Here is a 25,396-nt window from a genome sequence, read left to right as displayed (position 1 = left end):
ACAAACTCAAATTATGAACTGGTTTTAGTTTGTCCTTTTTGTGTCCCTTTTCAGATTTATCCAAATCAAAGTTTGCCTTTACATCAAGCTTTACAGGCAATACTTGCACTATTGTCAAAATAAATCACAAATACTTGCTCCCCTCAAAAGGCCCTGTCTACAGGGTATCGTTCAACTTATAAATTGTAACTTAAATACGGGTTGCCTTCAATTGATATTCCTTCACGAACAAAAAACAGTTTTAGAAGTTACTTCTAAAACTGTTTTCTTGTTAGTTCAGCTATTAATTATTATTTTTGTCTGAATAGTATGCATTTTCAAGGCGTTGGTATGATCCCGGCTCCACCTTTTCAATTGCGGTAGCAATTGTATCCAATGCTTCCTTGTAGTCAAACTTTTGACTGTACAGTTCCATTGTCTTCTGCTGGGCAGTTCTGATTACTGTACTGTCTGAATACTTGTTAGAATACTGCAGGGTTAACTCAACCAAGTTGGCGGAGTTGATAATGTCATCCGCTTCACGCTTCAGCCGTTCAACGTCATCAGAAATCTGAATCAATTCGTTAGAAATTTTTTCCATGTTGATCCTAACTTGACTTAATTCCTTAGCAACATGTCCAATTTCATTGACTACAAGTGTATACATCTGGACAAATGTGTCTGGGTTGCCTGGCAGCTTTTTCCGTTCTAAACGGCGGTAAACTAGCGATACCTCCTGCTTGAACCGGTTGATTGAGTCATTAGCAACGTTTTCTGAATCAAAGAGACCATCAACATCTTGGGACATTGTCTTTTGCTGCGTGCTTATTTCACGCAAACGCTCAAGTATGCTTAACCAAGACGACTTGATTTCAGAATAAACGCCTTTGCCATCAGCCACATTTTGCGTATCAACCGTATATTGTCGGTTCATATCATTGACTTCTTGTTCGAATTGCCGACTTTGGGCCAGCTCCCCATGAGTCAATTCATAGCTCTCATCAATGTGGCGCAGCTTCTTGACTAAGTTTTGAGATTCAACCAGTGCATGAGCCAATAAGCGTTGGACCTTGTCTTGGTTTTCTTCAACAAAGGGCCGCGCCTTGTATTCCTTGGTCAAAACATCATATAAATTAGCAATTTCTTCTTTGATCTTACTAATTCGCTTGTCTAACTCAGTGGTTTTTAAGTCTGCCAGCAAGTTAGCAGCATCAGCAACTTGACCACGAATTTTTTTGATCTCAGCAAGCACATCAACTTGACTGATGTAATACTTGGAAGACATCATCTTCTTATATGAATCGGACAATTCTGTCAGCTGTTCTTGAAAGACCGTGTCGAGTTCATGACGGGCTTCCCTAATTTGAGGCAAGATTGCACTAATTCCAGCCAGTGCCACCTTAATCGTGGACAGGACCCGCTTAGCTTCAACTTGGTCACCTTGTGCTGTTAAGCTTTTGGCTTCAGAAAATTCATTCTCCACTGAACTGAGTTCATTCTCAATCTGGTCAAGAGCTGCACCATATTCAAATGAATCTGCCAAGACCACCTTGCGCAAGTCTTGGTATTGCTTGTTCAAATCATCATATTGCATTTGGTTTTCACGGTTGGACTCAAGCAGCTCGGTGAAAACTTCCTTGGTGTTCTTGGCATCATCATAGGTTGGACGCATAATTTCTTGGGCCTGCTTGATGTTCTTGCGGGCCTTTAGCAAGTGGTAGTGGGCATTTTGCTCTGCCCCTTGACCCAAAAGATCCTGGGCTTTTGGGATTTTTTCGTTAATCGCTTGCTGGTAGCTCTTGCGCCAGGTGGTCAATGTGGTTAAACTCTCACCTGCCAAATCCATCTTATCTAGGTTGACAATGTCTGCTTCTAGGTTCATTTTGTCAATCTTGTTAATTAGGTCGTCTAGCTCAATAATTTCCCGCAATTGCGCCCGATTAACGATAAGCATAAATGCTACTGCCAAAATAATGATTAAAATTGCAATTATAACAACTATGGTCTGCGTTGGTGACATGATTTTCCTCCAAAACTAACCCAATTATACCAAATTTCTATTGCACTGTGGGTACCAGTTTATAAATAAATAACGTGTCTATCTGCCGCAAAAGGTATTCAAAAAGAAAAAGTAATTAACATGCTGTTTTTCCTGCGTCAAATCAGCAAATATTCTTGCTTTAACTGCTATAGACCGCTATAATGGAGGACGTGTAAAATATTTGCAGCTATAAGCGACAAGAACGTCAACATCTTAATACGTTTTAGTGAACGAGTAACCGACGCTGCAACAGGCGAAAATGAAAATTAAGATGCACGAATGTTGAGCTTATGTGTAATATTTTACTCCAAAAACTGTTAGCAGATTTTATTGGAGGATTTTATGTCAAGATATACAGGTCCAAGTTGGAAGCGGTCAAGAAGATTAGGTATCTCACTTTCTGGTACTGGCAAGGAACTTAGCCGCCGCAACTACGCCCCGGGTCAACACGGCCCCAATTCACGCGGTCGTTTGTCAGAATATGGCGAGCAATTGCACGAAAAGCAAAAGCTGCGTTGGATGTACGGTTTGAATGAACGTCAATTTAGAACTTTGTTCATGCGCGCGGGTAAGATCCGTGAAGGCGAACACGGTACTAACTTCATGGTTTTGCTTGAATGCCGCTTAGACAGCATTGTTTACCGCTTAGGTTTAGCTACTACTAGAGAACAAGCTAGACAGCTGGTTAACCACGGTCACATTACTGTTGATGGCAAGCGGGTTGACATTCCTTCATACGCGGTTAAAGTTGGCCAGACAATTGGCCTTAGAGAAAAGTCGAAGAACTTGCAACAAGTCAAAGATGCACTTGAAGCAGTTGTGGCTCGTCCTTCATTTGTTTCATTTGATGATAACAAGTTGGAAGGCTCGCTTATCCGTCTTCCAGAACGTGATGAACTGGAACCAGAAATTAACGAAGCCCTCGTTGTTGAATACTACAACAAGCTCCTTTAATTTTTTATATACAAAACCCCTTTCCTACTTGGAGAGGGGTTTTTGCTACTCGAAAGGAAAACTTATGTCTGATGATTTAAATACCAGGGTCGCCAATGCTGCCCAGGGTATTACTCCACAAACACGGCCTGATGAACGCAGACGATTTTTGGGATCCTTGCGCGAACGTGTTTTTCTCCGGATGACCAATGCTGAAACAGAAGACCCAGAGTTAACAAGCCTATTCTTACTTCACTTTCCCGATTACGTCGGCTATTCAATCTTGGTTAACGGCAACTTGGCCGACAAGTTCTTAAACCAGGTTGAAGCTAGTTGCGGTAAGTACAACATTTCTTTTACTTTAGTCAATAATGAAACCGCTAGGACGAAGCCAGAAGATACGGCTATTTTGGTGGTTGCACAAACAGCTATCAATAAAATGCGCATTGAAATCGGCCAAGTATATCCTCCAGAAATGCCCAAAGCAGAATTGAGTCACGCACCCAAAAAGTCAGGCTTTTGGCACCGTCTCTTTCACGGAGACGAAAGATGAAACCACTCGCCTACCGGATGCGGCCACACAATTTAGACGAAGTAGTAGGTCAGCAGCACTTAATTGGACCAGGCAAAATAATCCGCCGAATGGTCGAAGCCAAACTTTTATCATCAATGATTCTCTATGGCCCACCTGGCATTGGCAAGACAAGTATTGCCAGTGCAATTGCGGGCTCAACCAAGTATGCCTTTCGCAAGCTCAACGCTGCCACTGATAGCAAGAAGCAACTGGAGCAAGTTGCAATTGAAGGCAAAATGAGCGGAACAGTCATCCTGCTGCTTGATGAGATCCACCGCTTGGACAAGACCAAGCAGGACTTTCTACTGCCTCTACTTGAAAGTGGCCAAATTATTCTCATTGGTGCAACCACCGAAAATCCTTATATCTCAATCTCTCCTGCTATTCGTTCGCGCTGTCAGATTTTTGAACTAAAACCATTAGATGCTGCAGACGTTAAAAAGGCCATCGACCACGCTCTTAGCGACGAGCAAAATGGCTTGGGTACATACAAGGTCAAGGTTACTGCTGCTGCACAAGAACTGCTCATTCAAAAGGGCAACGGAGACTTGCGCGCTACCTTAAATGGATTGGAATTGGCTGTGCGCTCGACTAAGCAAGAATTAGAAGCCCAAGGACAAGATGCCAGCATTGGCTTTACGATTGACCAAGAAGAAATGGCTGATTCAATTCAGATGCGCACCCAAAGCTTTGATGCAAATGGCGATGGTCACTATGACCTCATTTCGGCCTTTCAAAAGTCGATCCGTGGTTCTGACACCGATGCTGCCCTTCACTACTTGGCCCGCTTGATTGAGTCTGGAGATCTGGTTTCCATTTGCCGGCGCCTGAGCGTAATTGCATATGAGGACATTGGTCTGGCCAATCCAGCAGCAGCCCAACATGCAATTATTGCAATTCAGGCAGCTCAAAGTTTAGGCTTCCCTGAAGCCCGCATCCCCTTGGCTAATGCTGTGATTGAGCTTGCGCTTTCGCCTAAGAGCAACAGTGCAATTAGCGCAATTGACCAAGCCTTAAGTGACGTGCGCACTAAAGACACTGGAACCATCCCTGCAAGTCTCAAGGATGCGCATTATTCAGGGGCCAAGAAGTTGGGTCACGGAACAAGTTACACGTACCCCCATTCCTATCCTGGAGATTGGATTGCCCAGCAATATCTGCCAGACAAGCTGCTTGGCAGCCAGTACTTTAGTCCTAAGGGCAATTCCAAGATTGAAAAAGCCTTGCTCAAGCAATATCAAACCTTGCACGATATGCAAAAAGAAGGACTGAAAAAGAAGACTGACAAAAAAAGTTGAACATACTTACCTTGTATACTATCTATTTAAAAGTTGACAAAGTGCTTGATATTGACTAGTATAATAGGTGATCTGAGTTGACTAATTAGCCAAATTGGATAAAGTTGACCGGTCAAACATATAACGTGCGAGACAGTAAATAACAATAGAATCGGAATACTATCGGAGCTATTCTGTATAGGATCCACATTCGTTGCGCTACTTCTCATTTTTTTGAACACTGCGGGTTCAACAAGCACCGTTTTGCTATGTTTGGTCAACTCGGATTTCTTTAGAAATTTTAGGGAAACGGTCTTATGACCGTTTTTTATGTGGAGCTTTTTATGATTCTCAAAATCATTATCCTAGTTTATTTGATCATTCTGCTTGCTACTGCCTACTACCTTTGGCATAACCGCAACAGCCACTTTCTCATCTTCAACAGCAAGACCAATTCGAACTTTAGTTCAGTCATGGGTTGGACAGCGATAATTCTTACCTTGGAAAGTCTACTGGGACTGGTTCTGCTTTTCCAAAGCAACAAATACCTTAATTTGATTACGCTGGTCATTAGTTCTCTGACTATATTAATTTTTAGCCTCTTAATTAATCAAAAGACTGAATAATTTAGCCAAATTTGGTAAAATGAGGGTGAGAGAGGTTTTACAAATGAAGAAACAATACCACCGGATTCAAGTAGCTGTTGATGGTTCAAAGGAGGCTGAGCTGGCATTTAAAAAAGCCATAGCTGCAGCTAAACGCAACCAGGCAGCATTAGAAATATTACACGTGATTGATACCCGTTCGTTTCAAAATGTTTCAAGTTTTGACTCTGAAATGGTGGAACAAGTATCAAACGACGCAAAGAAGAAGTGTCAGAAGTATTATGATATTGCCAAACAGGCAGGCGTGGCAGATGTTCATTTTTCTATTGAGTTTGGATCACCAAAAACCATTATTGCCCATGATTTCCCGCAAAAGCATCAGATTGACTTGATAATTGTTGGTGCTACTGGCCTCAATGCGGTTGAGCGTATTCTGATTGGCAGTGTAACCGAGTATGTTACGCGAACTGCAGATTGTGATGTGCTTGTATGTCGGTCAGAACAGGAAATAAAAATATAATTTTTAAGCAAGCAAAAAAGCATTTCGCAATGAAATGCTTTTTTGGTATTTTTCATCGTTAAAAGTCACCGGATTGACTAAACATATAATCCTTATTGTGATATTTCATGGACAGGATCATTCCAACCCCGATCATGTTGCCGATCAAGGCGGATCCTCCTTGCGAGATAAAGGGTAACGGTATTCCTGTCAATGGCAGCAAGTCAATACTCATTCCAATGTTTTCAAAAACATGGAACAAGATCATCATGATGACACCGGTTGACACGTATGAATAAAATGCGTTGCGTGTATCAAAAGTTATCCGCACCATCTGCACGATGAGGTACAAGTAGAGCAAGATAATTGCCACGCTGCCCACAAAGCCAAAGGATTCACCGATAACAGAATAGACCATGTCAGAACCACGCACCGGAACATAGACGCTCAAGTTACCGAAGCCATTGCCGAAAATTTGGCCAGAGCCAATTGCCTGCATGCTCAACCATAGCTGGTAGGCAGCCTTTGACGTGTCAGTGGCTGGATTTAGCCAAGACATAATCCGTTTGAACTGGTAAGGCTGGAAAAACTGACTCAACAACGACTGTCCCCCAGGAGTGGTAACCATATAGATGACGGCTGCTCCCAGGATGAACAAAGCGATAAACATTGGCGTGATAATCTTCCAGGAAACGCCTGAAACAAGAATAACTCCGCCCACAATTGCAATGAAGACCAGCATCGTTCCAAAGTCATTCTGTAGTTTTAACAGGATAGCAATGGGCAAAAGCCAAGCAACAACTTTCCCAATCAAGAGCCAGTCATTCTTAATCGTGTGGACCATTCTTTGATTATGATTATGAACAACACGGGCTAGCATCAAGATAAAGGCAGGCTTCATCACTTCGGATGGTTGAAAAGAAATCGGACCTAGCTTGAACCAACTTTTGCCTCCAGCATCTCCAGCAAGCGCGCGATTATAGAAGAACAAAACTGCAATTAATAATACGATGCCAACTGCATAAGCATACGGGGCAATGCGCAGCAACTGGTCAGCATCAAATTGGATTACGAAAATCACAATTACCACTGAAATTACATACCATAAGCCTTGCATCATCACAGCCTTCATTGGACTCCCCATATGGCTGGGGTCATCTACTGCTGCAAAATAAATTGAATAAAGACCAACTGCGGCTAGCAGCAGTATAGGAACAACTATATTCCAAGCAATCCGGTCAAATAAGCTAGTCTTATTTTCTACTTTTACCATTAATCATCACTGCCATTACTTCTCATGAAGGGCAAAGTACGAAAGCAGGTCATTAATACTGCTTTCAAGACTCTTGGCATATAGTACGCTGCCAGTCTTAAATGTGGTTGCGCGGTAGCGACCTGAAACTTTTTCAATTGAACCAATTGGCTTCTTGTTAGGGATAATAACTTCCCAAGCTGGGTTTTCTTTGCCCTTTACTTCATTAATTTCAACGTTAATATTTACTGGTTTTTTTGACATAATATCTCCTACTTCGCATACGGATGAAACTTCTTAGCAATGATTTCGTCCTCGTATTTTTCTGGATGAGGATTACGAAAAATAGTAAATTTATCAGACACCGGGTCTACCCCACCGCGCACAAAAGGGTTGCAGCGCAGAATTCGGCATATTCCCATAATTAAACCCTTGACCAATCCAAATTTGGTTAGGGCATCAATCATGTAAGCTGAGCAGGTCGGATAATACCGGCAGCTCTTGGGTAACGCCGGGGAAATGAACCGCTGATAAATTCTAACTAAAAAGATCAAAAATTTACGCAAAGCAATCTCCTAATTATTTAGTGAAGCTGGTTCTTTTCAATATTATTGAGCAAGATGCCCGTACCAAGCGCAACAGCTTCAAGTGGCTGGTCAGCGGTTAAAACTGGCACTTTCAAGTAGTAAGAAATCAACTTGTCAATATTCTTTAACAAGGCACCCCCACCAGTGAGCATAATTCCTCGATCAATGATATCAGCAGACAATTCAGGTGGGGTCTTTTCTAAAACTTCTTTAGTCGAAGCAATGATGGTCATCAGGCCATCATGAAGCGCCTCTTGAATCTCAGGTGCCGAAACTGTTACCTGCTTAGGCAGTCCATCAACCATGTCACGGCCACGAACTGTAATTGTCTGTGAATCATCCGGTTCAAATGCACTGCCAATTTCAATCTTAATCTGTTCGGCAGTACGAGATCCAATTAACAGGTTATGCTTGTTCTTAATATAAGCTACAACCGCTTGGTTCATATGGTCACCGGCAAAGCGCAATGACTGACTAGTCACAATTTCGCCCATCGACAAGACCGCAATATCAGTGGTACCACCACCAATGTCAATTACGATATTGCCTTGTGGTTTAAAGATGTCAAGACCTGCACCAACTGCCGCAACCTTTGGTTCAAAGTCAAGATAAACCTTTCCCCCACCTGATTTTTCAGCAGCCTGAATGATTGCTTTTTGCTCAATTGAGGTTACGCCAGTTGGTGCACAAATCAAAATATTGGGTTTGGACATGAAGCCTTTAACGTTCAGCTTTTCAATAAAGTACGACAGCATTGCCTCAGTAATATCAAAGTCAGCAATGACGCCATTTTTAAGTGGCCGAATCACCCGGATATTGCCAGGAGTCCGTCCAACCATTCGGTATGCTTCAGTCCCAACTGCTACTACTTTGTTTGTACTGGTGTTTACAGCAACAACAGAGGGCTCATTCAACACAATTCCCTTACCAGAGACGTTGATGAGCACATTTGCTGTTCCTAGATCAATTCCTATATCTCGTGCCACGATAATCCTCCATAAATATTCATTGTATATTTTACCATAAAGCCAAACAAGTTTGCGCTCTACTTCGACCACTTTACCAAGATTTAAAAGAAATTGCTTAGTTGCAATGAAGTATCTATTAAGGTAATAAAGAAGTTGCCGACCAAAAAGCCTAGGGCAATTGCTGCAAAAATCAGCAATAACTGGGCTTCAAACACCCTACCCTTATGGATAATTTTTTCGGTCTGAACGCTTTTCATTATTTGAAAGGATAAGCCGATTGTAATCAGGTAAATCACAATACTGATTAAGGCATGGACACCGAGTTGAAACATTTTATCTTCTCACTTTTCTTTAGTTAAATAAAAACGGACACACACTTTAGTGTATCCGTTTAAACTTTAATACTAGTTACTTGAATTGTAAACACTAATTCTGTTAACCGCCCGTCGCAATGCAACTTGAGCTCTTTCCAGAGAACGCTCGTCATGTGAAGCTTTTGCCGCTTCCATGGCTTTTTGTGCGCGTTCTCTAGCTGCTTCAGCACGAGAAACATCTATCTTGCTTGATCGTTCCGCACTATCAGCAATAACAGTGGCAACATTATCAGAAAACTCAAAGTAACCACCACTAACCGCGATGTGGTCGACCACATTATTTGCTTCACGGCCGCGCTTTACTCTAACTTCACCAATTGCAAGCGGAGTCAAGATGGGCAAGTGGTTGTACATGACTGATCGTTGACCGTCAATTGCCCGCATCTCAACCAAGCTGGCATGGTGGGAAAAAACCAGTCCATCAGGAGTTACAACATTTACTGTAAAAAGTTTTTCTGGATCTGCCATTTGACATCACCCTACTTTTCTAATAATGCTTTAGCTTCTGGATCACTAGCAGTTACGCCCATCTTTTGCGCTTTTTTCAAAACGTCTTCGATTGGACCGACACTCCGAAAAGCATCTTCTGGCAAGTCATCAAGATGTCCATCCAGAATCATCTTAAAGCCTTTGATTGTTTCCTTGATTGGGACATAAGAACCGGGAACACCAGTAAATTGTTCAGCAACAAAGAAGTTTTGTGATAAGAAGAACTGAATCTTACGAGCACGGCTAACAATAACCTTTTCTTCATCAGACAGCTCATCCATACCCAAAACAGAAATGATGTCTTGCAGTTCATGGTAGCGCTGCAAAATATGCTGTACCTGAGTAGCTACTTCATAGTGTTCATCACCGACCACATCAGGGTCCAGGGCACTAGAAGTAGACTGAAGCGGGTCAACTGCTGGATAGATACCTTGCTCAACTAGACTACGCTCCAAGTTGGTCGTAGCATCTAGGTGAGCGAAAGTCGTTGCGGGAGCAGGGTCAGTATAGTCATCGGCAGGCACGTAAACGGCTTGAATTGAAGTAATTGAACCCTTCTTAGTAGAAGTAATTCTCTCTTGCAATTGACCCATTTCAGTAGCCAGAGTTGGCTGATAACCTACGGCACTCGGCATGCGTCCCAGCAAGGCCGAAACTTCAGAACCGGCTTGAGTAAATCGGAAAATATTGTCAATGAAGAGCAAAACATCTTGTCCTGCAACATCACGGAAATACTCAGCCAAAGTTAATCCGGTTAGGGCCACCCGCATTCTAGCACCAGGCGGCTCATTCATTTGACCAAAGACCATGGCTGTCTTGCTCAAGACGCCAGATGCCTTCATTTCAAAGTAAAGGTCGTTACCTTCACGTGTTCTTTCACCAACACCAGTAAAGACGGAAATACCACCGTGTTCTTGGGCGATATTGTGAATCAACTCTTGAATAATCGTTGTCTTACCAACACCGGCACCACCGAACAGACCAACTTTACCACCACGAACGTACGGCTCAAGCAAGTCAATGACTTTAATTCCCGTTTCCAGGATTTCTTGACTAGTAGTCAACTCATCATACTTGGGAGCTTCCTTATGGATACCTTCACGGGCGTGGTCTTGGTCAAACTTAGGGCCGTTGTCAATCGTTTCACCTAAAACGTTAAAAACACGTCCTAAGGTATCATTACCAACAGGCACAGAAATTGGGCCGCCGGTATCTTCGACTTTCATTCCGCGCCGGAGGCCGTTGGTAGATTCCATGGCGATTGTTCGCAGGACACCGTCACCAAGCTCAAGCGTGACTTCAAGGACAACCGTCTCATCTTTATCCTCGTCCTTAACCACGCGCAGAGCATTATTAATATCAGGTAGGTTTTTATCAAGTGGAAATTTAACATCGACAACTGGGCCGATTACTTGAACAACTTCACCTTCACTCAAAACATCTACCTCCTTTTCTCTAATTATTTCAAAGCATTTGCACCACTGACTATTTCAGTGATTTCAGTAGTGATTTCTGCTTGTCTTGCACGGTTTAACTTAGTAGTTAAATTTGAAACCAGATCGTTAACGTTATCTGTAGCACTCTGCATTGCTGTCATTGAACTGGCATGCTCAGCAGTCTTTGCATCCAAGATTGCACCATAAATAGCCGAACGGGCATATTGGGGTACAAGCGTGGTTAAAACAGCATTAACATCAGGCTCAATATCAAATTCTAAATCTTTATGTGCTTCAGCTTCCTTAAGGCCGATATCAATATCGACGATTGGCAGCATCTTCTCAACCCGAAATGCAGATGAAAGAGAGTTGACGTGGTGCGTGTAACATACGTACAACTCATCATAAACGCCGTTCAAGTACATTTTGATTGCAGTTGAGACAATTGGTAAAACCTCATCAAAGGTGGGTACATCAGTAATCGCATCATTTTCATAAACAACGTTTAACTGATTTTTTTTGAAAAAGTCGGCGCCAACTGAGCCAACAGCTAGGATTTTAATATCCTTGTGCTGTGCTTTGGAATCCTCAACCAAGCCCATCATATTTTTGATGACAGCGCTGTTGTATGACCCCACCAAGCCTCGGTCACCCGTAATGACCAGGTAGCCCGTTGACTTGATTTCTTTGCGTACTTGCACCATATCGGAAACAATGCCCAAGCCAAAGACGTTTTCATAATCCAGCTTGCCAATGCTTTCCTCGTCAACCTGAACATTTTCTTTATGCAAGTGGTTGACAACTTCAGCACTCATTATCCGCGATAAGGTCTGACGCACGTGTTCATTATAAACCGTGTAGCCCTTATCCCGTTTTTCCGTTTGGTTCAACTTTGAAGCAGAAACCATTCGCATAGCTTCCGTGATTTTACCAGTTTGCTTCACTGAAGCAATTTTTTTCTTCAACTCAAGTAATGATGCAGGCATAAACTACCTCCTAATTATTACTTGGTGAAAAGTTATCTGCGAATTGGGAGATTGCAGCTTGTAATTCTTTTTCATCAGGCAACTCGCCCGTCTTTTGAATATGTTCCAAAAGATCGGCGTGAGCATTATCGAAATTATCGTACAATTCTTTTTCAAAGCGTGCGATATCCTCAACTGGAACTGAGTCCAGATAGCCTTGAGTTAGGGCATATAAAATAAGAACTTGTTTTTCCACCGGGATTGGGTCATGGAGCGGTTGCTTCAATACTTCAACAACCCTGCGGCCTCGGTTTAGCTTGGACTGGGTCGCTTGATCCAAATCACTGCCAAACTGAGCAAAACTTTCTAATTCATGGAAGGCGGCTAAGTCAGTACGCAGTGTACCGGCAACCTTCTTCATAGCCTTAATCTGAGCACTACCACCAACACGAGAAACAGAGTTACCAGCGTCAATCGCTGGACGTGTTCCCGCAAAGAATAAGTCACTTTGCAAGAAGATCTGCCCGTCAGTAATCGAAATTACGTTGGTTGGGATATAAGCTGAGATATCACCAGCTTCAGTTTGAATAAACGGTATCGCCGTCATCGAACCGCCACCAAGGTTATCACTTAACTTTGCACTACGCTCTAACAAGCGTGAGTGCAAGTAAAAGACATCACCAGGGTAGGCTTCACGACCAGGCGGACGACGAAGAAGCAAGGAAAGTTCACGGTAAGCCACGGCTTGCTTAGATAAGTCATCAAAGACCACTAAAACATCCTTGCCTTGGTACATGAACTCTTCACCCATTGCAGTTCCAGAATACGGTGCAATATATAACATCGGTGCTGGCTCACTGGGGCCTGCTTCAACCACAATTGTATAGTCCATTGCACCAAACCGCTTCAATGTTTCTACCTGTGTTCTAACCGTTGATTCCTTTTGTCCAATAAAGACATAAATGCAAATTACATCCTGACCCTTTTGATTCAAAATAGTATCAATTGCCAGACTAGTTTTTCCAGTTTTACGGTCACCAATAATCAACTCACGTTGACCACGACCGATTGGCACCAAAGCATCAATTGCTTTAATACCTGTTTGCAGCGGCTGATTAACCGACTGCCTTTCCATAACGCCCGGTGCTGTATCTTCAATCGGACGAGTCTTATCAGTCTTAATATCACCTAAGCCATCAACTGGCTGGCCCAAAGGGTTGACAACCCGACCAATCAACTCATCTCCAACCGGTACACGCATAATCTGCCCGGTCCGTTTAACTTGGTCACCTTCACGAATATCATCAAAGTTACCTAGAATTATGATACCAACATCATTAGATTCAAGGTTTTGAGCAATACCATAAGACCCATTGTCAAATTCCAACAGTTCGTTAGCTAGAACATTGTTCAATCCGTGAGCCCGGGCGATACCATCACCTATGTAAGTTACAACTCCGACTTCTTTAATGTCGAGTTTGTCATCATAGTGTTCAAGCTGCTGCTTGATCAAAGAGCTTATCTCTTCTGCTTTTATGCTCAATGGTTTCACCTCTTTTAATCTTTATTAATTAACTGCGCACGAATCTTTTTTAGCTTATTTTTTACAGAGCCATCAATCACGTAATCTCCGACTTGTAAAATCACACCGCCAATAATGCTTTTATCAACTACATTCTCCAAGTAAACAGCATTCAAGCCACGTTTTTGGGCATAACTGTTACCTAATTTAGTCAATTGAGCATCATCAAGCTTAATTGAACTAACTGCAGTACCTGCCATAATCTTCTTACTCTTATTATACAAACTGTCAAAGTGAGCGATAATAGCGGGTAAGTCCAAAAAGTGGTTATATTCCAGCAGCAGGTTCAAAAAAGCTTGAACCTCCTTGGTCATCCCCTGTTCAATTGCAGACAATGACTTTTTCTTCTCAATACTATTAAGAATAGGATCGCTAAAAACTTTTAAGATTTGCGGGTAATTAGCAAGAGCCTTGTCTAACTCCCCCAGATCTGCGTGAACAGCATCTAAAGCTTTCATGTCATGCGCATAATCAAATAGCGCAGTACCATAACGTGCAGCAATTTCTTCTCTACTTAAGGCCATTATTTACTCAGCCCCTTAATAAACTGATCAACCAAATCCTTTTGGTCCTCAGTAGATAAGTTCCGCGCAATTACCTTTTCCGCAATTGTTACCGAAATATCAGCCACTTCGGCACGAGCTTCGTTTAAAGCATCTTTCTTAGCCTGAGCAGCATCAGTTTTAGCCTTTTCATGAATTGCGGCTGCGCTAGAATTGGCTTGCGCTACTATCTGGTCACTAGTCTGTTGTGCGTTAGCCTTGGCACTAGAGAGAATTTGCACTGCCTCTTGTCTTGAATTCTTTAAAGCCGCTTCGCGTTCATTAGCCAAAACTTCGGCCTTTTTACGGTTATCCGCAGCCGAATCCAGGTCATTAATTACTTTTTGCCGTCTTTTTTCCATCATGTCGGAGACTGGTCCCCAAGCATAATGTTTAATCAAGAGAAGCAAAATTGCAAAAACAATCAAATACCAGAGGGTATTTCCAAGATATATATGATTGGACGAGGCTGCAAATAAAGTTTGAAATGTCATTTACTGCCCTTCTCTCTTTTTAACAATACTTCTTAGCAAATTATTTTAAGAAGAGAATCAGGAAAGCAACGACAATTGCCAAAATCGGTACAGCTTCGATCAAACCAACACCAATAAACATGGTTGATCTTAAGTTGCCAGCGCTTTCAGGTTGACGAGCCATGCTCTCAACTGTTTTAGTGATAACTTTACCATTTCCCCATGAAGCAGCAAGTGCAGCAATACCAGCTACGATTGCGGCTGCAAGATATTTAAAAGCCTGTGTCATATTTAAACCTCCAAAAAATTATTCTTTTGTAACCTTTTTACCAATGTAAACCATTGATAAAGTTACGAAAACATATGCCTGGATAGAGCCAATGAAGACAGAGAAACCTTGCCAAACCATGGCAAGTGGCGCCGCTATGATTAGTGTCGGAATGCCAAAGCTAGGTGCAAAGCTATTCCCAATCAATGTCAACAAAACTTCACCTGCATAAATATTGCCATATAAACGCAAAGACAGAGTCAAAAAGTTAGTTATTTCCTCAATCAGGTTGATGGGGAATAAGAAACTAACTGGTTCTGCGTAATTACGCCAGTACCCACTGGTACCAAATTTTTGCATTCCAAACGTGAATGACAGAAGTAAGGTCATCATTGCAAACGACATCGTCGTTACCGGATCAGCCGTTGGCGACTTGATGAACATAAAGTCGCCGGCCTTAACTTCTAAAAATAGACCCAGTTGGTTCATGAACCAGATAAACAGAAAGAGAACAAATGCGTATAGTGAAAGGTGCTTTCGTGCGTCGACATCGGCGACATTGTCTTTAACAATATCGTCAGTAAAGTCGAGCAGGTACTCTATCACATTCTGCTTTTTGTTCGGTTTCAATTCAACTGTGCGTGATAGCCAAATACAGACAAGCAAAACCACAGCTGCCATTAAAGTTGAGCCAATGATCCCAGCAAGATCAAAATTTAAACCCCAAAATTTAAAAACAAATGATTTCTCCAATACTTCGTGACCTCCCTTCTTGTGCCCAATTTCGAACACTCATACAATATTAACACCATTCAATAATTTTGTGTAAGATTGTAAGCGAATTCTGCAATAAATTACTTATTTCGTACCAAATAAGCGATCGCCCGCATCACCAAGACCTGGGAAAATGTAGCCGTTGTCTAGCAACTTCTCATCCTCAGCTGCAGTATAAATATCAACGTCAGGATTTTCTTTTTGAACTGCCTTAACGCCTTCAGGCGCAGCCACTAAAACTGCCAGTTTGATATTCTTGACGCCGCGCTTTTTCAGGGCGCTGATTGTCATGTTGGCTGAACCACCAGTAGCAAGCATTGGGTCAACAATCAAGCAGGTACGCTCAGCCACATCCTTTGGCATCTTGCAAAAGTACTCGTGCGGCTGCAGCGTTTCTTCGTCGCGGTACATCCCGATCACTCCAACCTTGGCCGAAGGAATCATTTCCATTACGCCGTTGAGCATTCCAATGCCCGCACGCAAGATTGGCACAATCGTCATTTTCTTGCCTGCTATTTCCTTTTGAGTCGTCTTGCCAATTGGCGTTTCGATTTCGACGTCTTGCAGTGGCAAATCTCTGGTAATCTCATAAGTCATGAGACCACCAATTTCACCGACAATCCGGCGAAATTCGTTGGAACTTGTCTCCTTGCGTCTAATAATTGTTAGCTTGTGTTGAATCAACGGATGGTCCAATACTGTAAATTTGCCCATTATCTTCCTCCTAATACAAATGCACTTAGTGCTATTCTAGTCAAAAAAGCAAAGGGTTTAAAGTCCTTTGCTAAAGTATTTTTATTTTGGTGCAAAATGATGGCCTGCAGCCGCCTTGTTAAGTCGGTTCATGTAGGCCAACGTACCTTCACTGCCGCTGAAACCCTGGACAAAAATTTGCTTGATCCCTTGCTTATCATCAAAGTAGCGCAACCCTGCAAACAGGTTGTGGTCGGCATCAGTCAAATTTTTACCCAGGCTGAACTTGTTTTCTGCCGGCAACTTGATTTCATTCAGTTCAGTTGCTAAAGCCATTACGCCAGTTGTTTGATCAAAGCTGATTTTGGCAAAATCCTGCACATCGTCAACTACCACTACTGGTGCACTTGGCGCATAATGGCGGTACTTCATTCCTGGCGCCTTGGGCACATCTTGATCAGCAACGGTGCCATTGTTGATTAAAACTTTTTCACCTAAAGCTGCACTAAGCTCTTGCGGCGTAATTGCTCCTGGCCGCAAGACCACAGGTCTTTCAACTGACAGATCAATAATTGTGGATTCCAGACCCACCTGGGCTGCTCCACCATCAACAATGCCAGCAATCTTGCCTTTAAGGTCATGAAAGACATGCTGGGCTGTTGTTGGACTGGGCTTAGTTGAGGTATTGGCAGAAGGCCCAACGATTGGGTAGCCCAGCCTGGCAATTAGTTCATGCGTCAATTCATCGTTAGGGCAGCGAAAAGCAACGGTGTCCAAGCCACCTGTTACTGCCTGAGGCAAAGCGCCTGGCTTAGCATCTAGCAAGATAGTCAGGGGACCGGGCCAGAAGCGTTTGATTAATTTAAGTGCGCGTTCAGGAACAGCACGGGCATAGCGCTCCATCATCTTTTCATCTGCAACAGTAACAATCAGGGGGTTGTCACTGGGACGACCCTTAGCTGCGTAGACACCCTTGACTGCTTTTTCATTGGTCGCAAGTGCTCCAAGGCCATAGACTGTTTCTGTTGGAAAGGCAACTAACTGGCCCGCAGCAAGCAGTTTGACTGCTTCATCAATTTGTGCACGCGTAAAGATTTTTGTTTCCATTACTTGTTCCACTTTCCCATTACCATGCGGGGCTTATCCGCCATGTCATTTTTGAATTCAACCGTAAAGTCTGGTAGTTGCTTGGCAAATAAGTCTTGTAGTTGTTCTTTTTCGCTAAAGCCGTATTCCAGGAAGAATTCGCCGCCTGGATTAAGGTGGTCTCGAACTTGCTTGACGAACTTGTCATAGAAGGCAAGACCATCTTGGCCACCAAACAAGGCTTCTTCAGGTTCATTTTGCAAAACGTTTTGATCCATCAGATCTCTTTCTGTTTCCTTAATATAGGGCGGATTAGATACGATTTTGTCAAATTTTTCTAGCCCAATGAGAATATTGGCTTTACGTACGGTTACGTCAACCTTGTAGGTCAAAAAGTTCTCTTCGCTTGTTCTCAAGGCTGCATCAGTTACATCAGATGCATACCAGTCAAGGTTAGTAAGACCGCGCTTGGCTGCTTCTTGGGCTAAAGCCACTGTGATACAGCCAGAACCAGTACCCAGGTCTAGCACCCGGTCTCCAGTCTTAAGGTGACCTAAAGCCCACTCAACCAATTCCTCAGTTTCAAAGCGGGGAATAAGAACACCGCGCTGCACCATGATTTTATAGCCCAAGAACCAAGCATAGCCCAAAATATACTGCGGGGAGATGCCCTTAGCGAGTTTTCCCACATCTTTTTGTGCTTGCTTGACTGCTACTGGATCAAGTTGCATGTCCTGCTTTAATTGAAATTGACTGGGATTGAGCTGCAAACGTTCAGCCAAAAGAAATTCAACGTCATCTGGACGAGCCTTGGGGGCTGTTTCTATTGCCCAGGACTGCAAATCCTTTAAAGTGGTAATCTTAGTCATTTTGCCCAGCCAGCTCCTCTAATTGCTTAGTCTGGAAGTATAAGATTAGTGCATCAATAACTTCGTCTAGCTCGCCGTTCATAATCCGGTCCAGCTTGTTGAGCGTTAGGCCAATTCGGTGGTCAGTTACCCTGTTTTGCGGATAGTTATAGGTCCTGATGCGTTCAGACCGGTCCCCAGTACCTACAGCACTTTTACGTTTAGCATCATACTGGTCACGGTTTTCACTTTCGTAATAATCATATACGCGTGAGGTCAAAATCTGCATTGCCTTTTCTCGGTTCTGCTGCTGGCTACGTTGGTCTTGCATAGCAACAACAATGCCTGTTGGCAGATGAGTCATGCGGACCGCACTAGAAGTCTTGTTGATGTGCTGTCCACCGGCACCACTAGAACGATAGACATCTACTCGGATGTCTTTAGGGTCAAGTTCAAGGTCAACTTGTTCATATTCTGGCATCACAGCAACGGTTGCCGTCGACGTGTGCACGCGGCCTTGAGATTCGGTCACTGGTACCCGCTGCACGCGGTGGGCCCCATTTTCGTACTTGAGCTTAGAATAAACCTTATTGCCCGTAATCATGATTGCAATCCGCTTATATCCGCCCACTTCAGTTGGTTCACTGTCAACTACCGAAACCTGCCAATTCTGCCGTTCAGCGTATTTTTCATACATTCTGAGCAAGTCGCCAGCAAATAGTGAGGCTTCATCTCCGCCTGCTGCACCGCGAATTTCCATGATAATATCCTTATCGTCATTTGGGTCCTTAGGCAGCATCAGGATTTTGATTTCATCTTCCAAGTCAAGAATTTCTTGTTCTAACTGGCTGTTTTCATCCTTTGCCATCTCAACCAGGTCAGAGTCGCTTTCACTAGCAATCATTTCCTTGTTATCGGCAATTTCCTTCTTATCAGCCTTAAATTTTTTGTATTTTTGCACAACGTCACGCAGGTCTGACTCTTCCTTGGAAATCTCCATGTAGCGCTTGGTGTCATTGATAACTTCAGGGTCGGCCATCATTTCTTGCAGTTCATCGTAATGAGCTACTAGACCCTCAAGCTGTGCCATAATTTTATCCATATTGTACTAATTCCCTTCTATCTTGCTTGGTTTGGGTGAAAATAGTGAAAACGACAGACCGGGTAGTAACTTTCGTCGCCCCCGATTTGAACTTGCTCACCCTCGTATACTGGTTTGCCATTGTGAACCCGTAAATTCATTGTAGCCTTGCGTCCACAATAATGGCAGATCGTTTTAATCTCATAAATTTTATCAGCAAAAATCAGCAAGTTCTTGCTACCCTCGAACAAGTTGTTTTGAAAGTCGTTCTTAAGACCAAAAGCCATTACTGGAATTTTTAACTGATCCACAATCTTGGCGCATTCAATTACATGATGGCGCTCTAAAAATTGGGACTCATCAATTAAAACACACGCAATAGGACCCTTGCCCTCTTCTTGGTCATGGACGCTAAGCTCTTTAATGTAAGCATAAATATCCATGTCTTGCTCGATCGGTACAGCCTTGCGCTTAAGACCAATGCGGGAGGCTACAGTACCTACGCCACTGCGATTGTCCAGGCTGCTGGTCAACAGAGCAAACTTGCGGCCTTGGGCTTCATAATTATGCGCCACTTTTAAAATTTCAATGGTTTTACCGCTGTTCATTGCACCATAATGAAAGAATAACTGTGCCATTCTTGCTCCTTTATTTAATTAAATTTACTTAACCTATCTAGTATAGATGAAAATCAAAATCTGTGCAGTAATTGTCGCCAAAAACTCGTTTTCATTTGGTCGCTATGCTATAGTTGTTAATGATTTTAAAGCGAGGGATTAAAATGAATCTAAAATCTAAAATGGCTACCTGGGCCGGAAAAGCAAGCTATTATTTTCTTCATAATGTCCTCAAGGGTGGCACTAGCTTTCCAGGCAAATTGGCGATGAAACTGGATCCAGAAATCTTAACTTCTTTAGCTGGTGGTTATGAAACCGTCATTGTGACTGGAACCAATGGTAAGACCATGACCACAGCCTTGATTGTTGAAGCGTTGCGCGAAAAATATGGCGATGTCCTCACTAACCCGTCAGGCTCCAACATGCAGCAAGGAATCGTCACTGCCTTTTTGGCTCATAAACAGCGCAAGACCAGTCGTAAAATTGCTGTCTTGGAAGTTGATGAAGCCAACGTCAAAATGGTGACTAAACTGCTTCGCCCCAGTTGCTTTGTCCTCACCAACATCTTCCGCGACCAGATGGACCGCTATGGCGAGATCTACACTACTTATGAAAAGATTGTCGACGGCATCAAGTTGGCTCCTAGGGCGACCATCATCGCTAATGGCGACGCCAGCATCTTTTCTTCAGTCGAATTGCCTAACCCCAAGATTTTCTTTGGCTTTAAGTTGCCTAGCGACCAGACAGGACAAGACATTAAGGCGCCTGTCAATACCGATGGAGTTCTCTGCCCGCGCTGCAACCATATCCTCCACTACCACGACCGTATCTATGCAAACTTGGGTGACTTCTTCTGCCCTAATTGTGGCTACCAGCGCCCGAACTTAACCTATGCTGTCAACCAGATTAGCGAACAATCGCCTAACCGCCTGCAGTTTCAAATGGGTAAACGAAAATACACCGTTGACATTGGCGGCACATACAATATTTATAACGCATTAGCTGCTTATTCAGTGGCGCGGCACTTTAACCTCTCTGACGATGAAATCGCCCGTTCTTTTACCAGAAACAAGCGCGTATTTGGCAGGCAGGAATTGATTAGCTATGCTGGTAAAGAAATTGACTTAATCCTGGTTAAAAATCCGGTTGGATTAGACGAGGTTCTGCACCTGCTTACCACAGAAAAAGATGACTATTCCCTGGTTACTTTGCTCAATGCCAACCATGCCGACGGCATCGATACTTCCTGGATTTGGGACGGCCAGTTTGAAGATTTGAACCATGACCAAATAAAGAAAATTTTGGTTGGTGGTGAACGTTGGCATGACATGGGGTTCAGACTAGAAGTGGCTGGCTTTGAACCTGGCCAAATGACCACCTGCAGTGATTATGACGAAGTAATCAACCAGGTGGCTGAACTGCCTACCAGTATGGTCTATATCTTGTCGACTTATACCGCCCTGCTTGCTTTACGCAAGGCGATGGCCGAAAAGAAGCTTATTCAAGCAGGAATGTAGCCCAAACTAAAACGCATAAGTTATTTAATAACTTGTGCGTTTTTGCTTATTGATTATCTACCAGCTCCATCATACTTCCTAATTCCCATCTTCCAGAAAATCACCAGTATGATAAAGGTAAAGGCTACTAAAAGCTGTATTACTAGAATTGTGGTGTTTTTTTGGAGCAAAACTATACTAGCTGGCGTTGCAATCATTCCAAACGGCAATATAAAGTTAAACAGAATGCTGCCTGCACCTTGAAAAACACTAGAGGGATAGCGGCCAATTTGGACCATGCTTAGAAATAAATCAGAGCGGCCAAAATTAGTTGGAAACCAAAAAGTTGAAATAGTCCATAAAAACCATAGTGAATAGTAAAGTATACTGCCTGCCAAGCAAGATATAATGAAAAGAAAAGCTTGTAGTAAAGTAAAATGATAATTTCGAGTGGCATAAAGAATTACAATTAGCCCCAAAACAGCATTTAAAAATTGAGTAAAATCAATCGAATGAAAAAAGTAATACAATTGGGGACTAATCGGTTTAAGTAATATGCAGTCGAGCGTTCCTTCCCGAATGTCTTGTTCTAAACTAGGCATCGAACTTACTAAAACAGCCATCATGAATACCATCAATTAGGGTGTAAACGCCCACCAGCAATAGTGTTTCTTTGAATGACCACCCCGCAATTTGGTCAACCTTTAAATAAAGTACTTTAAAAAAGATAATTGGAACTCCTAGCCAGATGATTGATGATAGCAAGCCAAACAAGATGTCCAAACGATATGATATTGTTTTCAAAAAAGAGATTTTGACTAACGATTTGATCATTAATAAATTTCGTTTCATGATCACCCTCGTACATCCGAATACTGACTCAACCCTTTTTTATTAACTACCATCATCAATAAATAGAAAATTCCTATCCAAATCAATTCAAGCACAACATTTTTAAGCCAAAAGGATGTAGATGTTCCATTAATTAAAGAAGTAACTGGGAAAGAGCCAAAATATTGAAATGGCAACCATTCAAATAATTTTCTCCAGAAATTAGGCAAAATTGATAATGGAAAATAATAGCCAGCAAGTAGTGAAACTACGACTTCCTTAACTAGCAAAACAAAAAACAAGTTTTCAAACCAATACGCCAAACTACCTATGATGTAGGAAAAAAGAAACCATAAAATTGCTGTTAAAGCCACATTAAGCACAAATTTCAAAATAACTATGACAGTAATATCAATAGTGTCATGTGTGAACAAGTAGAACATACCAATTACAAGTAACGGTGCCAATAAGAGTAGATTAGCGAGTCGATCACCCAGCATACGGCAAAAATAATAAGTTTGAATTGAAAGCGGACGGTGTAAAATATTAGATAATTTACCTGAATGAATATCACTATTAAGGTCCCAATCAATTGCATACCATACAAAAAATTAATAAAATTGACACCACAATAATAGGTAATCATTTGGTTTCTGGACAATCCGCCAATTGTTTGACCCGGTGAAAGGATACTATACCATAAATAACCCATCACAATAATTGGCACAAGTGACTGTAATAGCATGATCACCACACTACTTTTATTATTAATAATTGATTTCATTGCAGTTTTCATAATTGCCCAATAGGCTTGCAGCATTAGTGACCTCCTTTTGAAAATAATTCAAAAATAATATCATCTAATTTTAAAGTTTCAATGCTGTAATTCGTACCTTGCTTAAATCTGGTCAATTCACCTAATTTTTGATCAACTTGTGTGGATGGAACTTTAATAGTGATTTTGTCCTTGTCTTGACTAACAATTACAGCATCTAATTTTTCAACTTGAAAGTTTGCACTTTTAATAAATGTAATATATTTGTTTTTCTGAAATTTTTCTAGCAATTCTTTGGTTTCGCCGTCCCAAATTAATTTACCCCTGTCAACTATTATTAGTCGATTACAGATAGTAGCAATATCCTCCATATCGTGTGAGGTTAAAAATATCGTTAACTGGGATTCCTTATTTAACTTTATTAAAAAACCGAAAATTGCAATTTTAAGTTGAACACCCTACTTGCTTTGATAGATGCAATCTAATCTTCTCTCATATAATTCATCGGGGGTGTGGTAGGCTAAGATTTTGCGCGACAGGTTATTGCACCATTCCTCAATGCCGTAGATTTGCATTAAGTCATAATCCTTGATGTATTTGCCTTTAGGAATGAAGCGCCGGATTAACCGGTTGTGCCGCACTGTTAAAAACCCTTGACAGCCATCCGTCGTCCGGGCTATCATTTCTTAACCACACATTTTTGATTTTGACAAAGGAGCCACCCAATGCAGACATCCCTAGAAGAACTTTTACAATCAGACACCCCAGATTTCCGCTTCACGGATGCACAGGTCGCCTTCATGCTGCAAAACGTAGGCAGCCTCGATCCCCACCTGCGCGATGACCTCATTTACAGCCTCTTTGCCCGCGGCTTTGCCGGGGATGCCTTCACCAAGAAGCAGGTAGAAACAATCATTGCGACGTTTATTAATGAGGAAAACCTGTTCAGTGGCATCGATGAGCCCGAAAATGACCTGGTCTTCTTGCGCACCTTCAGCGCGCTGCTTGGCAGCCTGCTGTTAGAGAAAGACAACGAGCAGGGCATTCTAACGGATAAAAAGCGGCAGATCCTGTTTGACTGGAGCATTGCCTACCTGGTCCGCGAAAAAGACTACCGCGGCTTTGTTCCCGGCAAGGGCTGGGCCCACGCCGTGGCGCACGGCAGCGATTTACTGGGCGCAGCACTCGGTCACAATGATTTTGCAATCAGTGATAGCGCAAGACTCTATGCACCGATTGAAACGATTTTCCACAACATGCAGGCGCCCTTCGTCGACGATGAGGAGCAGCGCCTCGCCTATGCCTTCTACCAGGGCGTCAGCGTCGGCAATGTCGCTGGGGCCGACTTTAAGCACCTCATCTGCCGCTTCGATGATGAACTCTACCAGCAGCTAGACTGGCAGAAGCAATCGGACTGGTACCGCCTGTCCAGCTGGCTGCGCCTGCTGCAGAACTGGTACTTTTTCTTTTCAAGGCAAAAAGATATTCAGGATTTGTTAGCAGACAAAATCTACAAGTACTACGAAAAAATGGGCTATGACGTTTGCAAAAAGTAAGTTAACTTTACTTATACCGCATGACATTCGCTAATTTTGTAGTATAACCGGTTATCTCAAATTAGGTGTAATTTCGATGTTTTTATCAGCCAGTTTAATAACATAGTTGCAGTGCTGCCAAACCGCCTGATCATGGGTGGCAATCACAATCGTGGCGGTCGGGTCAAAGCTGCTTAACAGCGTCCTTAGAACAATCTGCCCATTTTCCGCGTCAAGCGAACCCGTCGGTTCATCGGCAAAGATTACCTTGGGGTTCTTTAACATCATCCGGGCCAGTGCTATCCTTTGCTGCTCGCCACCACTCAAGGTGTAGACCTTTTGCTGCAAGGGCAAGTAATCAAGCCCCACTTGACTCAAGGCTTTTTGCATTTTGCTTTCTCTTGTGGGCCTTGCCAGCTTCTGATTGGCTAAACCCAGGCGCAGGTTCTGCCGAACCGTCTCCGTGTCAATTAAAGCATAGTTCTGAAAAAGAAAACCGCAATATTCCCGGTACAACTTCCGCCGATTCTTGGACTTAACGCTTAAATTATCAATGCTCACTGTGCTAGAGGTCATTTTTTCTAAGCCGCTTAAGACTTTGAGCAAGGTGGTTTTACCTGCGCCACTCTTGCCCACAATGGCATAGCTCTTACCGGATGCAAGATTGCAATTAATATCTGTAAAAATCGTTTCGAAAATTGCAATTTTAAGTTGAACACCCTACTTGATCTGATAGATGCAATCTAATCTTCTTTCATATAATTCATCGGGTGTGTGGTAGGCTAAGATCTTGCGGGGCAGGTTATTGCACCATTC

31 protein-coding genes and 1 pseudogene are annotated in these 25,396 nt (G+C 42.6%); 7 read left to right on the top strand and 25 right to left on the bottom strand.

What is annotated here, in order from left to right:
• Positions 1-283: 283 nt before the first annotated feature.
• Positions 284-1,999 carry a septation ring formation regulator EzrA gene (gene ezrA, locus AC2JF7_RS08570; protein ID WP_500728277.1) on the bottom strand — a complete coding sequence of 572 codons (1,716 nt, stop codon included), beginning with the start codon at positions 1,997-1,999 and terminating at the stop codon, positions 284-286.
• A 363-nt stretch (positions 2,000-2,362) separates the two neighbouring features.
• Between ezrA and rpsD the strand changes: the two genes are divergently transcribed.
• The 5 genes from rpsD to AC2JF7_RS08545 all read left to right on the top strand — a co-directional run bounded on the left by rpsD (position 2,363) and on the right by AC2JF7_RS08545 (position 5,929).
• Positions 2,363-2,974 carry a 30S ribosomal protein S4 gene (gene rpsD / locus AC2JF7_RS08565; protein ID WP_500728276.1) on the top strand — a complete coding sequence of 204 codons (612 nt, stop codon included), beginning with the start codon at positions 2,363-2,365 and terminating at the stop codon, positions 2,972-2,974.
• Between the two features lie 64 nt (positions 2,975-3,038).
• Positions 3,039-3,506: a YueI family protein gene (locus AC2JF7_RS08560; protein ID WP_500728275.1), complete on the top strand. Its 468-nt coding sequence runs from the start codon at positions 3,039-3,041 to the stop codon at positions 3,504-3,506.
• Entirely contained in the window at positions 3,503-4,825 is a 1,323-nt protein-coding gene (locus tag AC2JF7_RS08555) for a replication-associated recombination protein A (RefSeq protein WP_500728274.1), read from the top strand. The genes AC2JF7_RS08560 and AC2JF7_RS08555 overlap by 4 nt, the downstream gene beginning before the upstream one ends.
• A 323-nt stretch (positions 4,826-5,148) precedes the next feature.
• The gene (locus tag AC2JF7_RS08550; RefSeq protein ID WP_500728273.1) at positions 5,149-5,430 is read left to right on the top strand and encodes a hypothetical protein; all 282 of its coding nucleotides are present in this window, start codon (positions 5,149-5,151) and stop codon (positions 5,428-5,430) included.
• A gap of 43 nt (positions 5,431-5,473) precedes the next feature.
• Positions 5,474-5,929 carry a universal stress protein gene (locus tag AC2JF7_RS08545; RefSeq protein WP_500728272.1) on the top strand — a complete coding sequence of 152 codons (456 nt, stop codon included), beginning with the start codon at positions 5,474-5,476 and terminating at the stop codon, positions 5,927-5,929.
• A gap of 58 nt (positions 5,930-5,987) precedes the next feature.
• On the opposite strand, the gene AC2JF7_RS08540 is transcribed toward AC2JF7_RS08545, so the two are convergent.
• The 18 genes from AC2JF7_RS08540 to AC2JF7_RS08455 form a co-directional block, all read right to left on the bottom strand.
• The gene (locus tag AC2JF7_RS08540; RefSeq protein WP_500728271.1) at positions 5,988-7,181 is read right to left on the bottom strand and encodes an FtsW/RodA/SpoVE family cell cycle protein; all 1,194 of its coding nucleotides are present in this window, start codon (positions 7,179-7,181) and stop codon (positions 5,988-5,990) included.
• Positions 7,182-7,196: 15 nt separating this feature from the next.
• Complete coding sequence (locus AC2JF7_RS08535) at positions 7,197-7,424, bottom strand: DUF2969 domain-containing protein (RefSeq protein ID WP_500728270.1); 228 nt, start codon at positions 7,422-7,424, stop codon at positions 7,197-7,199.
• A gap of 8 nt (positions 7,425-7,432) precedes the next feature.
• A complete protein-coding gene (gene yidD, locus AC2JF7_RS08530; RefSeq protein WP_500728269.1) occupies positions 7,433-7,726 on the bottom strand; it encodes a membrane protein insertion efficiency factor YidD in 294 nt (97 codons plus the stop codon).
• A 17-nt stretch (positions 7,727-7,743) separates the two neighbouring features.
• Complete coding sequence (locus AC2JF7_RS08525) at positions 7,744-8,733, bottom strand: rod shape-determining protein (RefSeq protein WP_500728268.1); 990 nt, start codon at positions 8,731-8,733, stop codon at positions 7,744-7,746.
• Between the two features lie 83 nt (positions 8,734-8,816).
• On the bottom strand, positions 8,817-9,047 hold the full coding sequence (locus tag AC2JF7_RS08520; RefSeq protein WP_500728267.1) for a DUF1146 family protein: 231 nt from the start codon (positions 9,045-9,047) through the stop codon (positions 8,817-8,819).
• A 72-nt stretch (positions 9,048-9,119) separates the two neighbouring features.
• Complete coding sequence (locus AC2JF7_RS08515) at positions 9,120-9,557, bottom strand: F0F1 ATP synthase subunit epsilon (RefSeq protein ID WP_500728266.1); 438 nt, start codon at positions 9,555-9,557, stop codon at positions 9,120-9,122.
• Positions 9,558-9,568: 11 nt separating this feature from the next.
• A complete protein-coding gene (atpD, locus tag AC2JF7_RS08510) occupies positions 9,569-11,014 on the bottom strand; it encodes a F0F1 ATP synthase subunit beta (protein ID WP_500728265.1) in 1,446 nt (481 codons plus the stop codon).
• A gap of 23 nt (positions 11,015-11,037) precedes the next feature.
• On the bottom strand, positions 11,038-12,000 hold the full coding sequence (locus AC2JF7_RS08505; protein ID WP_500728264.1) for a F0F1 ATP synthase subunit gamma: 963 nt from the start codon (positions 11,998-12,000) through the stop codon (positions 11,038-11,040).
• A 10-nt stretch (positions 12,001-12,010) separates the two neighbouring features.
• The gene (gene atpA / locus AC2JF7_RS08500; protein ID WP_500728263.1) at positions 12,011-13,522 is read right to left on the bottom strand and encodes a F0F1 ATP synthase subunit alpha; all 1,512 of its coding nucleotides are present in this window, start codon (positions 13,520-13,522) and stop codon (positions 12,011-12,013) included.
• A gap of 14 nt (positions 13,523-13,536) precedes the next feature.
• Positions 13,537-14,085 carry an ATP synthase F1 subunit delta gene (gene atpH / locus AC2JF7_RS08495; protein ID WP_500728262.1) on the bottom strand — a complete coding sequence of 183 codons (549 nt, stop codon included), beginning with the start codon at positions 14,083-14,085 and terminating at the stop codon, positions 13,537-13,539.
• The gene (gene atpF / locus AC2JF7_RS08490; RefSeq protein WP_500728261.1) at positions 14,085-14,597 is read right to left on the bottom strand and encodes a F0F1 ATP synthase subunit B; all 513 of its coding nucleotides are present in this window, start codon (positions 14,595-14,597) and stop codon (positions 14,085-14,087) included. Before atpF ends, atpH begins: the two co-directional genes overlap by 1 nt.
• A 40-nt stretch (positions 14,598-14,637) precedes the next feature.
• Complete coding sequence (atpE, locus tag AC2JF7_RS08485) at positions 14,638-14,865, bottom strand: F0F1 ATP synthase subunit C (protein WP_500728260.1); 228 nt, start codon at positions 14,863-14,865, stop codon at positions 14,638-14,640.
• Positions 14,866-14,883: 18 nt separating this feature from the next.
• On the bottom strand, positions 14,884-15,597 hold the full coding sequence (atpB, locus tag AC2JF7_RS08480) for a F0F1 ATP synthase subunit A (RefSeq protein ID WP_500728259.1): 714 nt from the start codon (positions 15,595-15,597) through the stop codon (positions 14,884-14,886).
• Positions 15,598-15,702: 105 nt separating this feature from the next.
• Positions 15,703-16,332: a uracil phosphoribosyltransferase gene (upp, locus tag AC2JF7_RS08475; protein ID WP_500728258.1), complete on the bottom strand. Its 630-nt coding sequence runs from the start codon at positions 16,330-16,332 to the stop codon at positions 15,703-15,705.
• An 81-nt stretch (positions 16,333-16,413) separates the two neighbouring features.
• A complete protein-coding gene (locus AC2JF7_RS08470) occupies positions 16,414-17,418 on the bottom strand; it encodes an L-threonylcarbamoyladenylate synthase (protein WP_500728257.1) in 1,005 nt (334 codons plus the stop codon).
• Positions 17,418-18,266, bottom strand: a complete 849-nt coding sequence (gene prmC, locus AC2JF7_RS08465) for a peptide chain release factor N(5)-glutamine methyltransferase (protein ID WP_500728256.1) — start codon at positions 18,264-18,266, stop codon at positions 17,418-17,420. The genes AC2JF7_RS08470 and prmC overlap by 1 nt, the downstream gene beginning before the upstream one ends.
• On the bottom strand, positions 18,259-19,347 hold the full coding sequence (prfA, locus tag AC2JF7_RS08460) for a peptide chain release factor 1 (RefSeq protein ID WP_500728255.1): 1,089 nt from the start codon (positions 19,345-19,347) through the stop codon (positions 18,259-18,261). Before prfA ends, prmC begins: the two co-directional genes overlap by 8 nt.
• Before the next feature lie 17 nt (positions 19,348-19,364).
• A complete protein-coding gene (locus tag AC2JF7_RS08455) occupies positions 19,365-19,964 on the bottom strand; it encodes a thymidine kinase (protein ID WP_500728254.1) in 600 nt (199 codons plus the stop codon).
• A 143-nt stretch (positions 19,965-20,107) separates the two neighbouring features.
• On the opposite strand from AC2JF7_RS08455, the gene AC2JF7_RS08450 reads away from it, so the two are divergent.
• Complete coding sequence (locus AC2JF7_RS08450) at positions 20,108-21,460, top strand: MurT ligase domain-containing protein (protein ID WP_500728253.1); 1,353 nt, start codon at positions 20,108-20,110, stop codon at positions 21,458-21,460.
• 53 nt (positions 21,461-21,513) lie between these two features.
• Here the strand turns inward: AC2JF7_RS08450 and AC2JF7_RS08445 are convergent, their stop codons facing one another.
• The 5 genes and pseudogenes from AC2JF7_RS08445 to AC2JF7_RS08425 form a co-directional block, all read right to left on the bottom strand.
• On the bottom strand, positions 21,514-22,041 hold the full coding sequence (locus tag AC2JF7_RS08445) for an ABC-2 family transporter protein (protein ID WP_500728252.1): 528 nt from the start codon (positions 22,039-22,041) through the stop codon (positions 21,514-21,516).
• On the bottom strand, positions 22,034-22,291 hold the full coding sequence (locus tag AC2JF7_RS08440) for an ABC-2 family transporter protein (protein ID WP_500728251.1): 258 nt from the start codon (positions 22,289-22,291) through the stop codon (positions 22,034-22,036). The genes AC2JF7_RS08445 and AC2JF7_RS08440 overlap by 8 nt, the downstream gene beginning before the upstream one ends.
• A gap of 2 nt (positions 22,292-22,293) precedes the next feature.
• On the bottom strand, positions 22,294-22,839 hold the full coding sequence (locus tag AC2JF7_RS08435; RefSeq protein ID WP_500728279.1) for an ABC-2 family transporter protein: 546 nt from the start codon (positions 22,837-22,839) through the stop codon (positions 22,294-22,296).
• Positions 22,840-23,089: 250 nt separating this feature from the next.
• Positions 23,090-23,416, bottom strand: coding sequence for a hypothetical protein (locus AC2JF7_RS08430; RefSeq protein ID WP_500728250.1), 327 nt, complete (start codon positions 23,414-23,416; stop codon positions 23,090-23,092).
• A gap of 87 nt (positions 23,417-23,503) precedes the next feature.
• Positions 23,504-23,704, bottom strand: a pseudogene (locus AC2JF7_RS08425) (IS30 family transposase); the annotation flags it as partial.
• A gap of 66 nt (positions 23,705-23,770) precedes the next feature.
• Between AC2JF7_RS08425 and AC2JF7_RS08420 the strand changes: the two are divergent.
• Positions 23,771-24,601, top strand: coding sequence for a DUF2785 domain-containing protein (locus AC2JF7_RS08420; RefSeq protein WP_500728249.1), 831 nt, complete (start codon positions 23,771-23,773; stop codon positions 24,599-24,601).
• A gap of 51 nt (positions 24,602-24,652) precedes the next feature.
• On the opposite strand, the gene AC2JF7_RS08415 is transcribed toward AC2JF7_RS08420, so the two are convergent.
• Complete coding sequence (locus AC2JF7_RS08415) at positions 24,653-25,255, bottom strand: ATP-binding cassette domain-containing protein (RefSeq protein ID WP_500728278.1); 603 nt, start codon at positions 25,253-25,255, stop codon at positions 24,653-24,655.
• Positions 25,256-25,396: the final 141 nt, after the last annotated feature.

This window comes from Lactobacillus sp. XV31L (assembly GCF_059900865.1).
Note: the sequence above shows the minus strand (reverse complement) of the source record. Positions and strands in the feature narration are given on the sequence as shown.